This is a genomic window from Vibrio sp. 10N.261.52.A1 (assembly GCF_002876325.1).
GTDB lineage: Bacteria > Pseudomonadota > Gammaproteobacteria > Enterobacterales > Vibrionaceae > Vibrio > Vibrio chagasii.
In genome coordinates this window covers 1-15,219 of the sequence record NZ_MCYD01000748.1, presented here as the reverse complement: position 1 = coordinate 15,219, position 15,219 = coordinate 1, and the positions used below count along the sequence as shown (strand labels likewise).

The window sequence follows — 15,219 nt, the reverse complement described above, 5'->3', positions numbered from 1 at the left end:
TGTTTGAGTGCTGCTCACATACTAATAGTGCGAGGTCTCTGAATTCATTAGGCACTCTTACTCGCTCACACAGTTTCTTGATGATCTTAACACCTGTGTGGCAGTGCATCTTATGGCTTGGCCATTCAGCTTGTGGTGTCACGCCTTTACCTAAGTCATGCACTTGAGCGGCAAAGCGTACCGGCAGTGATGGGCTTAATAGCGCGGCTTGCTGAGCCACCATCAGAGTATGGATACCCGTGTCGATTTCAGGGTGCCACTTTTCCGGTTGAGGAACACCAAATAGAGCGTCAATCTCTGGCAAAATAACCGCTAATGCACCGCACTCTCTCAACACTGATAGGAACACTTCCGGATGTGGTGTACTGAGTGATTTGTGCCACTCTTGCCACACTCGTTCTGCAGTAAGATGGGCGAGTTCACCAGATTCAACGATCTCACTCATCATCAACATAGTTTCAGGGGCGACGCTAAAACCAAGATGGTGAAGCTTGGCAGCGAAGCGCGCCACTCGCAGCACTCGAAGTGGATCTTCGACAAAGGCATCGGACACATGTCTTAAAATACGATCGGAGAGATCTTGCTGACCGTGGTAAGGATCGTGAAGGTTACCTGCATCATCTTGAGCGATGGCGTTGATCGTTAGATCTCGACGCATGAGGTCTTCTTCCAGGCTAACATCTGGCGCGAAGTAACATTCGAAGCCTGTGTAACCAGAGCCTGATTTTCTCTCAGTGCGAGCCAGTGCGTGTTCTTCCTTGGTTTTTGGGTGCAAGAATACAGGGAAGTCTTTACCCACTGCAGTGAAGCCAAGGCTCTCCATCTCTTGAGGGGTACTGCCGACCACCACCCAATCTTTATCATAACTATCAATATTGAGTAGTTTATCGCGCACCGCTCCACCGACTAGATAGCGCTGTAGCCCATTCTCTTTTGGTAGGCTATCGTATATTTGCAACTTATCACCTCGAAATGTTTTATCACTGCTGGACTTTACGGCAAGCAATGGTACTTTCCATTAATCGTAATTATAGGGCAGCACATGTATAAGGAATATTTTGGCTTCGTTGAGATGCCATTTTCGATTGTACCAAATTCTCGCTACTTGTTTTTGAGTCAGCGCCACCAAGAGGCGATGCAGAACCTACAAGCCGGTTTAGGTGAGGGTGGGGGCTTTGCAATGCTTACTGGTGAGGTGGGAACAGGTAAAACAACGGTCGCTAAGGCGATGTTGTCCTCTCTTGATAGCTACACTCAAGCTGGCCTTATACTCAACCCTACGTTTTCCAACACTGATTTGCTTGAAGCTATCTGTGATGAGTTCGAGATCGACTATCCACAGCAGGCATCACTCAAGCAGCTGAGTCAGGCGATTCACTATTTCTTACTGGATAGCCATGCGGAAGGTATTCAAACCTTATTGGTGATAGATGAAGCTCAACACTTAGCTGCCGATGTGTTGGAACAGCTACGCCTCTTGACGAATTTGGAAACCGACAGTCGCAAGTTATTAAAAGTATTACTGGTTGGCCAACCTGAATTACAACAGCATTTGCAGACCACCCAACTGCGTCAATTAGCTCAGCGTATTACAGGGCGTTACCATTTGTTGCCTCTCAATATTCAAGAGACTGGCAAGTACATCGCGTTTCGTCTAGAAACTGCGGGTGGCGAGCAGATGCTGTTTTCGAATCGTTCCGTTAAGCTGATCGCCCAATATACACATGGTATTCCACGGTTGATTAACTTGGTGTGTGATAAGGCGCTGCAGCTAGCGTTTCATGATGGAGAGCAAACACCGAGCAATGACACGGTCAACAGAGCGTGCCAGCAGATCATGGCGTTTCAAGCTGAGGTTTACCATGTCGAAAAACCTCGTGCATCGAGCACGCTACCAAAGTTAGTTCAATATGCGAGTGCTGCTACCTTGAGTGTCGCACTTGCGATGGCGACCTTTCACTTTGCGCCAGCCTACATTGACTCATGGCTAACAACCCAACCTTCGAATGAAGCCCAAACATTAAGCTCAGTAAGGATGCAGCGGTCGTTAGTCGCAGATACGCCTAAGCTGGTTGTTGAGTCTGAGATAGACAAGTTCGCACTGCCAACACATATTCAGCAACACTTGATGCAAGGGACTAACCGTTCGCTGGCGATCAAGGACTTATATACGCTTTGGGGCTACCAATCCTCTCTGCGTGACGGTTTATGCTTAAGTGAGCCACAAAGCGTGTTCGTATGTGAACAACAACAAGCAAGTCTAGATGACCTTCTAGAGTTAGGCGTCCCTGTGGTATTGAACTTAAAGGTAGAGCAAGAGCCTGTGTTTGCTGTGCTTTATGGCGCATCACAAGACGCTGTCGAATTACTGGTGAACGAAAAACTGTTAGTCATGCCGAAGCAATCTTTAGAGAAGGTCTGGCATGGTGATTATGTCGCGATTTGGAAACAGCCATTGCGAGAAACGTTAAAAGAGGGATATCAGGGTGAAGCTGTCGCTTTGCTTGATTTGTTGCTTTCTGAGGTTCTTGGAGAGGTTGTGTCCGGTAGTGATGTATTTGATTACGAATTAAAAATGAAAGTCGAAGCATTTCAAACATGGCAGGGGATGTCAGTCGATGGCATCGCAGGCCAACGAACCTTAGCGAGGCTACAAAGATTAGCTCAGCTAGATTCTCCGAAGTTAATGTCATTAAGCGGAGGAGCGAGCTAATGTCACGCATTATGCATGAGTTGAATCAGTCCTCAGACAAATCTAGCTTTAAGGGCTACCAAAACCATCAAGTGCCGAGTTCTGCAAAGGGTATCAGCAACAAACGCGGTTCGTCGTTGGCTATGGGGTTGCTTGTTTTACTTGTGCCTTCTCTGTTGGTAGGTGGTGCCTTGGTGTATCAATCTTACCATCAACAGCAAACGGCTAACCAAGCTGCTATTAGTTCGAATTCAGAATCAGAAACCCAGTCTGTTCAAGCCAAGGATATCGAAACGGCTGATTTGAATGTCGAAGAAGAAGTCGAAGATGAGCCTCTGTTTGTGGTGCGTCCAGCGCCGACAAGCAAGACGTTAAAATCGTTACCTCGCCAAGAGGTTTATGCTCAAGTTAACTCTGATAGCACTCAACTGTCTGCTGGGGTAATTGTGCCGGTAACCAAAGCAGAGAGCACTGCGCGAACAGTGGATGATTCAGAGCTGTCATTAGCTGAGCTTGAAGTTGGACCTGGTGTGAACGACGAAAGCAATTATCAGCAATCAGATAGCGACCTGCTACAAGGCTTGGATTTGACCGAGTTACCGCCTGATTTGGCATTGAAGCTAGAAGCGATTATGGATGAGCAGCCAAGTGCACCTGAGCCGATGGACTCGCGACCAGCAAGCCAGATGGAACCTCAAGTGATTGAGCTCGAAAATCACGTTAACAGTTTGTCTGGCGTATTACCTAAGCTCGACTTGCAAACCCATATGTATTCAAGCAGTGAGAATAAGCGTTGGGTCAAAGTGAATGGGCAAGAGGTGTCGCAGGGAGACTGGATCGGCAACGATGTTAAACTGTTAGAGATAAAGCCGCAATCTGTGGTTGTTGAATTTAACCAGCAGAAGATTGAGATTCCTGCTTTGTATGAGTGGAAGGGCTAACCTGAGGTTGCAACAAGCACTTTGATAACATACTGAGATAAATAAAAAGGAGCACTTAGGTGCTCCTTTTTGGTGTTCGATATTGAATTTACTTTGCTCAACGCAAAACAGTCAAACGAAACGCTTACGCCCAGCCGTTTGGTGACTTTTTACGACGAGGAATGATGTGTGGCAGAACAAGGCCTAGAAGTAGACCGATACCAGCAACACCACCACCGTACATGAAGTACTTCAATAGTAGGTCATCTTTCTGCGTGTCTAGCTTAGCGCGTAGCTCACGGTTTTCTGTTTGAGAGCTTGTTAGCTGTTGGCTAATCTCACTGTAGTTCTGTTCTAGTTCAGCAATCTGCTTATTACGAGAATCTAGAGAGCTTGCTAGGCCTGCCTTTTCGCTGTCAGCCGTTTGACGTGCATTAGCCAGCTTAGTTTTCACTTCTGTCAGCTCTTTTTCAAGCTTAGGCATACGCAGAGCCATGCTTTCTCTTGTGCTTACAAATTTGCTCTCAACCCAACCTTTACGGCCACGGTTGTCTTGGATCTGAGTGTAACCTGTGCTCTTGTTTGCTTGCAGGTAAGTGATCTTCTCACCAGCATCAACACTGCCGATGATACGGTAGGTGTTGTTTGGGCCAGAATGCATATAAGTAAATAGTTTGTCAGCAATATAACGGTCTTGTGCAAAGGCAGCTGGAGCCGCAAGCATTGCGAACAAAACTAAGCTAATCAGTTTTTTCACAGTAAATCCCTTAACGATTCAAGTTGGGTAGGCGGATGAGTCAGCCTCAATGAGCAAATAATATTTAGTTTCTTTATGCGGTGCAACAAAGAAGGGAGGCAAAGCCTCCCTTTCTGTGCGTTTGAGTCAATAATGACATGGCATTTACATATCGTTACTGAAGCTCACATAACTCTGACGCTAGCATTGGCTAACGCAGTGGCACTTACATGCTAAACATAGCCTGAATACCGTAGAAGAACACAACAGCAAGTAGAGCACCTGCTGGCAGTGTCACAATCCACGAAGCTACGATATTACGTACAACACCTAAGTTCAGTGCCGCGATACCACGAGCAAAACCAACACCCAATACCGCACCAACTAGTGTTTGTGTCGTAGAGATTGGAAGACCAGTACCTGATGCTAGAACAACCGTACATGCTGTAGCAAGTTGCGCTGCAAAGCCACGGCTTGGTGTTAGTTCAGTGATACCAGTACCAACTGTTGCCATTACCTTATGACCAAGAGTCGCAAGACCAACCACGATACCAAAACCACCTAGAGGAAGAATCCACCATGCGATAGTACTCTTACCCGTGATTTCGCCCATGTGCTCAACCGTTGATACAACAGCAGACAGTGGACCAATCGCGTTTGCAACGTCGTTTGAACCGTGTGCGAATGCCATCGCACAAGCTGTGATAACCATTAGTACAGAGAAGATGCCTTCAACACCTGCAAAGCCGTGGTCTTCTTCGCGGTTAGCAAATTTCTTCTGGATGTATAGGTAGCCACCAATCATTACAATTGCTGATACTGCTGCAGCCCAAACCCATGCTTCTGTATTGCTTAGGTGCAGACCAACGTGCTTAAGGCCTTTCTTGATTGTTACCAGTGCAATTACCATCGTTGTGATGAACATGTACACAGGAACGAAACGTTTAGCGTTGAACAGTGGGTTCTCAGTATCAAAGATCAGTCGCTGAGCACTCACAAAGATAACGTAAGCGAAGAAACCAGAGATGACAGGAGTAATAATCCAACTGCCCACGATACCTTGAACGCTGCCCCAGTCTACCGCTTCAGTACCGACAGATACGCAAGCGAAACCGATGATTGCACCGATGATTGAGTGAGTAGTAGAAACAGGCCAGCCCATGTATGAAGCTAGAAGTAACCATGTACCAGCAGCAAGAAGCGCTGACATCATACCGAATACAAGTACGTCTGGTTGATGTGCGAATAGAGACGTCTCGATAACACCTTTACGGATCGTATCGGTAACTTCGCCACCGGCAAGATATGCACCAGCGAATTCAAAGATCATTGCGATAATGATCGCTTGTTTAACGGTTAGAGCTTTAGAGCCTACTGAGGTGCCCATTGCGTTCGCAACGTCATTTGCACCAATACCAATAGCCATCAAGAAACCGAAAGCTGCTGCAACAATAATCAGGACAGTGCCGTAGTTAGCAAGGATATCCATCGTAATACCTAGTTGTTTGATAACAAGCGGAACAAATTTAGACGCAAAAAACCGCTCAGCGAGAGAAATACTCAACGCATAAGTGGTTTGTTCAAAAAATGCTCTTCGTTATATGGTTAACGTATGATTTAAGATCGAGAAAGCATTACTTCAAGACGAGCGCCTACACGCTGTGCTTGATCTGCAATACCACCAACCCATTCAAGAATTTTGTATAAGAACATGATATCAACTGGATTCAGATCGCCTTCAATCGCCATTAGTTGTTGGCGCAGTTCGATCTGCATCGCGTCCGTGTCATCTTCAATTACATCTAATTGATGAATCATTTCAGCAACGAGTGTTACTTCACGGCCCTTAAAGCCAGTCTCAAGTAATTCGTCTAGTTCATTGATTACGTTTTGTGCTTGGTTCGCTGCATCTAGACAACGTTTAACGTAAGCGATGAAGTTTTCTTGTAGAGGAGCAGGAATGACAAGTTGACGACCATATACACGGCCAGCAATGTCTTTCGCTAGGTTTGCTAGTTTGTCTTGCTGAGTTAATAGCTCCAACATGTCGGTGCGATCAACAGGCATAAACAAACCACGAGGAAGTTTAAGGCGAATTTCACGTTTTAGTACGTCAGCTTCTTTCTCAAGGTGAGAAATCTGAGCTCGAATTTCAGCTGCTTTTTCCCAGTCACCCTTTGAAGAAACTTCAAAGAAATTAACTAGGTGAGAACAACATTCGTTCACGCATACTACGTGACGCTGCAAAGGTTTAATTGGGGACTTTGCAAATAACCCCATAATTGTATTTACTGGCATGGTCATCCAACCTAATAAATAATAACCTTAAAACAACATACACCATATTCATGGTGAAATGTTAAGCGATGGCTACAAAGTCGCGCATGTTAACCTAATCAATCTCTCATTAAAACTGTTTTAGATCATCATAAGGGCGATATTTCTGACTTGCCGACTTTGAAAATTGGCAATATCCTGTCCCTATCTTCACAGAAAGGTATAACTATGGAAACCGAGATAGAACTGAAGTTTTTTGTTTCTCCTGATTTTTCAGAGACTTTACGCAATAAAATTGCTGAAACTAAAGTACTTCAGCACAGTTGTCGTGAGCTAGGTAACATCTACTTTGACACCCCTGACAACTGGCTACGCAAGCACGATACCGGCTTGCGCATTCGACGCTTTGATGACGTATTTGTACAAACGGTAAAGACAGCGGGTCGCGTTGTTGCTGGCCTGCATCAAAGGCCGGAATACAATGCAGAACACGATAGCAATGATCCAAAACTTGCCTTACATCCAGAAGATATTTGGCCTGAAGGTAAGGACATTGAAACATTGCAAGCTGAGCTTACTCCTCTGTTCTCGACTAACTTCACGCGTGAACAGTGGCTGATTGGCATGCCTGACGGTAGCCAAGTCGAGGTTGCCTTTGACCAAGGTTTCGTTGAATCTGGCGATCTGCAAGAACCGATTTGCGAGGTTGAACTCGAACTTAAATCCGGCCAAACCGATGCTCTGTTTACACTGTCTCGCCAATTCTGCGAACAAGGTGGTATGCGCTTAGGTAACTTAAGCAAAGCTGCTAAGGGTTACCGACTTGCTCAAGGTTATCAAGGCGATGAAGTAACTCCTTTGACCTTAGTTGATACTGACAAAAGTGATACCGTTGAATCGTGTTTCATTCAATCTTTAGAGCATGCTCTCGCTCATTGGCATTACCACGAGCAAATTTTCACCGAGCGCCAATCGATTGAAGCCCTTCATGAGATCAGCCATTCACTGAGCTTTATCCGCCAGACTTTCACTATATACGGTGGCATCGTACCGAGACGCGCTAGCGCTATTTTACGCCAAGAGCTGAAATGGCTAGAACAAGAGTTGGATTGGCTAAAAAGCTATGACCACTTTGAGGATTTGCTAGAAGATAAAGGCCACGTTCTGCGTAAGCTTGATGCTCGTAAGTTCCTAGTGGCTGAGCTAAAAGAGATGCAAGAGCAATTGCCAGATCGTGAAGAGTTACTGACGTTATTAAGCTCTGCTCGCTACACCGGTCTTCTGCTTGATTTAAGCCGTTGGATTCTTACCCGAGGTTGGCAGCCATTCTTGGACGACAAAGCGCGTGAGCAAATGGGACGCGGAATTGAATGGTTCTCTGTGAAGCAGCTTGACCGTACCTGGGCGGAGCTGATGGAAGCCTTTCCACCAGAGCGCGTGATGACGAGCCAAGCTTACATCGACCAGCAGTATCGTTTGATGCGTAACCTTTACTCTGGTGTTGGCTTTGCGAGCTTGTACGATGACGATGAGCGTAATAGCTTCCGTTTACCTTGGGCAGACATGGTGCAAGGTATTGACGATTTGCTGATGCTGCGAACCTTAGAGCCACTCACTGAAAAGTTAGAAGGTGACGAGAAGGACCAGTTAGAACGTTGGCTTGCTCGACAAGAAGTTTCGATTCTGCATGCGATGGAGCAGACTCGCCAAATCAGTGTTGAAGTTGAGCCATACTGGCAAGACTAGTCTCGACACTAATATCCATTGTTAAATAGGGCTTCGGCCCTATTTTTTTGTCTGTCGTTCAAGCGACTCGAGCCGTTCAAGTATCTGTTGTTGCTGTTCTAAAATCTTATCCAGTTTGCGTTCTTTGTTTTCTAACTGTTGGTTTTGAAGGTCGGTTGGCTCGGTAATTAGCGAGGTGATTAGACCTGAGATCATACCAAACACGCCAACCCCACAGATGATCACAATTGACGCGATTAACTGACCTGCAGTGGTTACTGGATAGTGGTCACCATAGCCAACCGTACTGATGGTGACGAAAGCCCACCATAATGCATCATGGCCAGTCGTGATATTGGCATTAGGATCTTTGTGTTCCAATAGCAGGATCGTGCCAGCACCGATGGTCAGTAAGATCACCAAAAGCAGAATGATGGAAGCGAAAGTGGTCTCTTTTCTGTTACGAAACAGCTCTCTGAAAATACGTTTACTTGAACGTAGAACCAAGATGACTCGCAGAATTTGAAAAATACGAGCGAAACGGAGCGGCTCGATCATTGGGATACTTGCCAAGAAATCGATCCAGTGTACTTTGAGGTATTCTTTCTTGTTTTGTGATCTGAATAGATCAATCGTGAGCTGAAAAAGAAAAACACTACAGATTATAAAATCGAGGCCGATAAGGACTTGTTTCGATTCTTTATCAATCGGCGCAAACAACAAGCCTGAGATCACAAATAACGCTAAGAAAGAGAGAATCAGTGATAATAAGCTCATCGGCTTAGGTGTGTCTTTGATACTATTTAACATTCATACGAGGCTCAAAATAAATCGCGAACCTGACTCAATCAGCCATCTCGCGGGTATAGAAGCCATCAATATATAAGAGTTAATGGAGAACTGACAATGACTAAACTGTCATTCAAGCCGTGGGAAAGGGTAATCTCTGACGTTCGTCTCGTTCCGAAAATGATCATGCTGATGGTGTTCAGTACCATCTTGATCATTGCTAAGCAGCTATGGGACGCGAGCACGTTTTACGATTCATTGCTCGCTGCAACGAATAATGCACAAGTCGCGCAGCAGCATTATGAGACTTACTTAGTTCAAGTCGCTTGGCAGACAGCCTTAATGATCATTGTGTTTGTGGTTCTTTTATTAGCAGCAGCTCGCGTTATGTTGCGCCAAACTCAATACCTCAGCGATGCCATTAAAACGATGGCAGACAAGAACCTATCAGTGCCGATTCACATGGACTGTAAAGATGAATACGGCGATGTAGCTCGTGAGCTAGAAAAAACACGACTTCAGCTGCATGACATGGTGAAGGCTCAATTGGCTTCTTCTGATGAGCTATTTGCTCTAACAGAAGTGATGACCATCAGCATGTCAGAGACCAAAGAGTCTGCTCAAGAAGAGTTTAACGAGATCGATCAGTTAGCAACGGCAATGAGCGAAATGACCTCTACCGTTCAAACGGTGGCTGAGCACGCACAAAGCGCCTCTTCTCTTACAGAGCAAGCATCAGGCCAAGCATTGACGGGGCAGAAGTTTGTTCAGGGCTCTGTATCTAAGATGAGTGAACTCTCTTCTGATATCGCAGCATCAGCGGCAGCAGTTAACCAAGTTGAAGAGCGCGTTGATTCAATCGGCAGTGTTGTAGGCACTATCCAAGGTATTTCAGAACAAACCAACTTACTGGCACTAAACGCAGCGATTGAAGCGGCGCGTGCAGGTGAGGCCGGTCGTGGTTTTGCTGTAGTTGCTGATGAGGTTCGTAACCTTGCACAACGCACTCAGCAAGCAACCGTCGAAATTCAAGATATGATCAGCCATCTACAAAGCAGTGCTAACTCTGCGGTAGAGCTAATGGAAAAGAGTGTTGTTGAAGCGGCTGAAGGTGTAGACCTAGTGACTAATGCTGGCTCCGAACTTGATGGCATCGTGAGCCAAGTTAACCAAATCAATGACATGAACTTCCAGATTGCGACGGCTGCAGGCCAGCAGAGCAGCGTTGCGGAAGAGATGAGTGTTAACCTGACCAATGTTCGTGAGCTGGTTGAAGCTTCTGTTGTCGTGGTCGGTGAGCTTCTAGAAACCTCTCAGCTTATGGAAAGCAACGCGCAAGAACTCGACGGTAAGATTAAGCAGTTTAAGGTATAACCTTGTTCTCTAAACCCTATTGATAGAGCCTTTTTTTCTAGAGAGAAAGGTCTCACTTGATAAGTTCACTGATAAAACGCCCACATTGCTGATGTGGGCGTTTTTTATTGGCGTAACTTTGGTATAACTATCTTTAGTTATGAAAACTCGTTATTGAAAAACTGACCCAACAAATTGATTGTTCGCGCGCAGCTTATACAAGGAAGAAACATGCCATTGCCTCCTCAACTCGTCACTCATTCGCAGTCAGCTTTTGAGCAATTATTAGAGCACCAAAGTGAAGCCATTAATGCTTGGCCAGAGCCGCTAATTGAAGACCTTAAACGCGTCTTAGGATTAAGCTGCTTTATTGGTGATTGCTTACAACGTGACACGGTTTTATCGACGACTCTACCGGATATATTGGAATGTGAGGAGCGTGCTGAAGGGTATCGTGGACGATTGGCTGAGCTGCTTTCTGATTGTACGGACGAAATGAGCGGTCAGCGAGTGCTACGTCAATTCCGCAATCGAGAAATGACCTATATTGCATGGCGTGACTTTATGGGCTCTTGGGAGCTTGAACAGAGCCTAAGTCATCTCTCTATGTTGGCCGAAGCGATGATCTTCGAGACCTATCAATGGCAGTACGATATTTGCTGTAAAGAGTGGGGCACACCTTGTAATGAACAGGGTGAAGCACAGCCGATGCTTATCATTGGCATGGGTAAGCTTGGTGGCGGTGAACTCAATTTTTCTTCTGATATCGACCTGATTTTTACCTACCCTGAAAATGGCGAAACCCAAGGAGCAAGACGCAGTATCGCCAATGCGCAGTTCTTTATCCGCTTAGGGCAGCGTATTATCAAGGCGCTCGATCAACAAACCTTTGATGGGTTCTGTTATCGCGTCGATATGCGTCTGCGTCCTTTTGGCGAGAGTGGACCATTGGTGATGAGTTACGCCGCTCTGGAAGATTACTACCAAGAACAAGGGCGAGACTGGGAACGTTACGCGATGGTTAAGGCGCGCGTAATGGGCAGTGAAATGTACCCAGAGTATCAAGAGTTGCGCAAGATGCTACGTCCGTTTGTATTCCGTCGCTATATCGATTTCAGTGCGATTCAATCTCTGCGCCGCATGAAATCGATGATCAGCAGTGAAGTGCGTCGTCGTGGTTTATCCAATAATATCAAGCTCGGCTCAGGCGGTATTCGTGAAGTTGAGTTCATTGCACAAGTCTTTCAACTGATTCGTGGTGGTCGTGAGCCAAGCTTGCGTGGGCGAGGGCTTTTAGAGACATTAACCGCCATTGATTCTCTGCATCTGCTAGACCCCCAAGAAGTAGTTGACTTGCGCGATGCTTACCTATTTTTACGTCGCCTAGAGAACTTGTTACAGGCGATGGCTGACAAGCAAACCCAGACACTACCGGATGGTGAGTTTGAACAGCTTCAGCTTGCTGTTGCCATGCAATTCAATGATTGGGAGAGTTTGATTACAGCCACTCGCACCCATATGGCGAATGTACATAGTGTGTTCGAAGAGCTGATCGGGATTGACGAAGAGGACGCTAACCCAATCGCGAGTCACTTCAGCGAGTTGTGGGATATGGCCCATAAGCCGGATGTTATCGAGCATGTATTGGAGCATGATATTGCTATCGCCAATCCGCCTGAAGCGGCGAAAACCATTATTCAATTTAAAGCGGATATCGCTAAGAAAACCCTTGGTCCGCGTGGGCGTGAAGTTCTCAATCGACTGATGCCGAAAGTTTTTCAGGCCTTGTATACTGCTAAAGATGCTGAGTTTGGCTTATCGCGAGTACTGCATTTACTGCATAAAATTGTCACGCGTACCACTTATCTAGAGTTGCTCGATGAGCACCCCGCTGCATTGACTCAACTGGTTCGCTTGTGTACCGCTAGCCCGATGATCTCAGAACAGCTTGGACGTTACCCAATTCTGTTAGATGAACTTATCGACCCTCAGCAGCTCTATAACCCGGTGCCGCTTGAGTCTTACAAGACAGAATTGCGTGATTACCTTGCTCGTATTCCTGAAGACGACATGGAACAGCAGATGGAGGGTCTGCGTCAGTTTAAGCAGACTTGTATCCTAAGGATTGCTGCGGCGGATATAGCGGGTGTGCTGCCGGTGATGAAGGTGAGTGATCACCTGACTTACTTAGCAGAAGCGATTGTTGAAGCTGGTGTTAACCAAGCTTGGTTACAAGTGTCGGCTAAGTTTGGTGAGCCTACTCACCTTAAAGACCGTGAAGGCCGCGGCTTTGCGGTTGTCGGCTACGGTAAAGTGGGCGGCTGGGAGCTAGGTTACAACTCAGACCTCGATATTGTGTTTATGCACGACTGTCCGGTACACATCTATACTGATGGTAAGAAAGAGATTGATGGGCGCCAATTTTATCTAAGGTTGGCTCAGCGTATTATTCATATCTTCTCGACCAGAACCGCGTCGGGAATCCTGTATGAAGTCGATACTCGCTTGCGTCCATCGGGTGCTTCGGGTTTGTTGGTTAGTCCAACTGATGCCTTTGATGAGTATCAACACAACGATGCATGGACATGGGAGCATCAAGCGCTGACTCGAGCTCGTATGATCTATGGTGATGAGCAATTGGCTTCCGCATTCAACAAAACACGTCATGAGGTGTTGTGTCTATCACGTGATGAAGCAACGTTGAAAAAAGCAGTGGTAGATATGCGAGAAAAAATGCGTGATCACCTTGGCGGTAAAAAAGCCGAACGATTCATGCTCAAACAGGATGCTGGTGGCATCACTGATGTTGAGTTTTTAGCGCAATACTTAGTGTTACGATACAGCCACGAGAAGCCAAAGCTGACACGTTGGTGTGATAATGTCAGAATCTTTGAGAGTCTGATGTCACAAGGAATCATGGACGAGCAACAAGGCATGGCATTGACCAATGCATACACAACGCTACGCGATGAAATACACCATCGTAACCTACTTAATCTTGATGCTGATGTTGCAATTAATAAGTTCGAAATGGAAAGAGAACATGTGGTTCACGCATGGAAGCAATGGATGGAAGTGTAACTTGTCTTTCGCTTAGCTAGCACAGTGCCTATCGAGATAGGCTTTACTCATTTTTCTATGGTTTAGCCACTGTAATCAGTGTGCTAGACTCTAGCTAGATTCGATTTTTGGAGCTCAACAATGAAACCAATTCTACCTGACTACAGCCAATCAGGTGTTCTTATTGTCGGTGACGTCATGCTTGATCGCTACTGGTATGGTCCAACTGGCCGTATTTCACCAGAAGCACCAGTGCCTGTGGTAAAAGTAGAAAATAACGAAGAGCGTCCAGGTGGTGCTGCCAACGTAGCAATGAATATTGCCTCGCTTGGCGGTCATGCTCATGTTGTTGGTTTAACTGGTAAAGATGAACCAGCTGAGGTGTTGAAAAACACCTTGGGTGCGCTGAAGGTTAAGTGTGATTTTGTTGAGTTAGAAGACTATCCAACCATCACCAAACTACGAGTGATGAGCCGTGGTCAGCAGTTGATCCGTCTTGATTTTGAAGACAAATTCGAAAACACAAACCCAGAGCTTATTCTGTCTCGCATGGAGCAAGCCCTACCAAATGTACGTTCGGTTATCTTGTCGGATTACGCGAAAGGTGCATTAGAGCATGTACAGAGCTTCATTCAAAAAGCACGTGCAGCCAATGTTCCTGTATTCATCGATCCCAAAGGTGCGGATTTAGAGCGCTACCGTGGTGCGACATTACTTACACCAAACATGGCAGAGTTTGAGCTGGTTGCAGGTAAAGTGAAATCAGAAGAAGATCTTATCGAGAAGGGTATTGCCTTGATCGAGAGGTATGACTTTGAAGCTTTATTGGTGACTCGCAGTGAAAATGGTATGACGTTACTACGTAAAGGTCAGGCACCATTCCACTTGCCAACTCAAGCGAAAGAAGTTTACGACGTGACAGGTGCTGGTGATACGGTTATCTCCGTTCTTGCTGCTTCTGTTGCTGCCGGTAAACCATTGGATGAAGCGTGTGCATTAGCGAACGCGGCAGCTGGTGTGGTGGTTGGTAAGCTAGGTACATCGACACTTTCTACTATTGAACTAGCGGAAGCGATTCACGGCAGTCAAGACACAGACTACGGTGTGATCTCAGAAGCGGCACTGGTTGAGGCGGTAAAACGTGCTCGCGCGAAAGGTGAAAAGGTCGTTATGACCAATGGCTGCTTTGATATTCTGCATGCGGGGCATGTTTCTTACATGAACCATGCGGCTGAACTGGGCGACCGTTTGATCGTTGCCGTTAATACCGACGAATCTGTTAAGCGTTTGAAAGGCCCTGGTCGTCCTGTGAACCCAACTGATCGTCGTATGGCGGTATTGGCGGGCTTAGGTGCAGTTGACTGGGTGGTGCCTTTCTCTGAAGACACACCTCAACGTTTGATCTCTGAAGTACTACCAAGCATCTTAGTGAAAGGCGGTGATTACAAGCCTGAAGAGATCGCAGGTGGTGCGGAAGTGATTGCTGCTGGTGGTGAAGTTAAAGTACTTAACTTTGAAGATGGTTGCTCGACTACTGAAATCATTAAAGCGATCAAAGGCGGTCGAGGTTAACGTTTCGCCTTTTAGCTTGAAACTTCTCAGCTAGCTTTAGAACAGATAATAAAAATGCCGCTCAATGAGCGGCATTTTTGTAACTGTAACTTACG

11 protein-coding genes are annotated in these 15,219 nt (G+C 46.1%); 6 read left to right on the top strand and 5 right to left on the bottom strand.

The window, feature by feature from the left end; all coding sequences use genetic code 11:
• Positions 1-1,006 (bottom strand): multifunctional CCA addition/repair protein (locus BCT81_RS15410; RefSeq protein WP_102424999.1); only part of this gene is annotated, 1,006 nt, incomplete at its 3' end.
• A 36-nt stretch (positions 1,007-1,042) separates the two neighbouring features.
• On the opposite strand from BCT81_RS15410, the gene BCT81_RS15405 reads away from it, so the two are divergent.
• On the top strand, positions 1,043-2,713 hold the full coding sequence (locus tag BCT81_RS15405) for an ExeA family protein (protein ID WP_198596902.1): 1,671 nt from the start codon (positions 1,043-1,045) through the stop codon (positions 2,711-2,713).
• A complete protein-coding gene (locus tag BCT81_RS15400) occupies positions 2,713-3,633 on the top strand; it encodes a general secretion pathway protein GspB (protein ID WP_102424997.1) in 921 nt (306 codons plus the stop codon). The genes BCT81_RS15405 and BCT81_RS15400 overlap by 1 nt, the downstream gene beginning before the upstream one ends.
• Before the next feature lie 124 nt (positions 3,634-3,757).
• Here the strand turns inward: BCT81_RS15400 and BCT81_RS15395 are convergent, their stop codons facing one another.
• From BCT81_RS15395 to BCT81_RS15385, 3 genes are all read right to left on the bottom strand, one after another.
• Positions 3,758-4,369 carry a TIGR04211 family SH3 domain-containing protein gene (locus BCT81_RS15395; protein WP_004740777.1) on the bottom strand — a complete coding sequence of 204 codons (612 nt, stop codon included), beginning with the start codon at positions 4,367-4,369 and terminating at the stop codon, positions 3,758-3,760.
• Between the two features lie 205 nt (positions 4,370-4,574).
• The gene (locus tag BCT81_RS15390; protein ID WP_008222547.1) at positions 4,575-5,837 is read right to left on the bottom strand and encodes an inorganic phosphate transporter; all 1,263 of its coding nucleotides are present in this window, start codon (positions 5,835-5,837) and stop codon (positions 4,575-4,577) included.
• A gap of 128 nt (positions 5,838-5,965) precedes the next feature.
• Positions 5,966-6,646 carry a TIGR00153 family protein gene (locus BCT81_RS15385; RefSeq protein WP_008222549.1) on the bottom strand — a complete coding sequence of 227 codons (681 nt, stop codon included), beginning with the start codon at positions 6,644-6,646 and terminating at the stop codon, positions 5,966-5,968.
• Between the two features lie 207 nt (positions 6,647-6,853).
• Between BCT81_RS15385 and BCT81_RS15380 the strand changes: the two genes are divergently transcribed.
• On the top strand, positions 6,854-8,371 hold the full coding sequence (locus BCT81_RS15380) for an inorganic triphosphatase (protein ID WP_102424996.1): 1,518 nt from the start codon (positions 6,854-6,856) through the stop codon (positions 8,369-8,371).
• A gap of 39 nt (positions 8,372-8,410) precedes the next feature.
• Here the strand turns inward: BCT81_RS15380 and BCT81_RS15375 are convergent, their stop codons facing one another.
• A complete protein-coding gene (locus BCT81_RS15375; RefSeq protein WP_032498675.1) occupies positions 8,411-9,160 on the bottom strand; it encodes a potassium channel family protein in 750 nt (249 codons plus the stop codon).
• Positions 9,161-9,256: 96 nt separating this feature from the next.
• Between BCT81_RS15375 and BCT81_RS15370 the strand changes: the two genes are divergently transcribed.
• From BCT81_RS15370 to hldE, 3 genes are all read left to right on the top strand, one after another.
• Positions 9,257-10,513: a methyl-accepting chemotaxis protein gene (locus BCT81_RS15370; RefSeq protein WP_102424995.1), complete on the top strand. Its 1,257-nt coding sequence runs from the start codon at positions 9,257-9,259 to the stop codon at positions 10,511-10,513.
• A 210-nt stretch (positions 10,514-10,723) separates the two neighbouring features.
• Positions 10,724-13,573, top strand: a complete 2,850-nt coding sequence (gene glnE / locus BCT81_RS15365; RefSeq protein ID WP_102424994.1) for a bifunctional [glutamate--ammonia ligase]-adenylyl-L-tyrosine phosphorylase/[glutamate--ammonia-ligase] adenylyltransferase — start codon at positions 10,724-10,726, stop codon at positions 13,571-13,573.
• A gap of 120 nt (positions 13,574-13,693) precedes the next feature.
• On the top strand, positions 13,694-15,124 hold the full coding sequence (hldE, locus tag BCT81_RS15360) for a bifunctional D-glycero-beta-D-manno-heptose-7-phosphate kinase/D-glycero-beta-D-manno-heptose 1-phosphate adenylyltransferase HldE (protein WP_102424993.1): 1,431 nt from the start codon (positions 13,694-13,696) through the stop codon (positions 15,122-15,124).
• Positions 15,125-15,219: the final 95 nt, after the last annotated feature.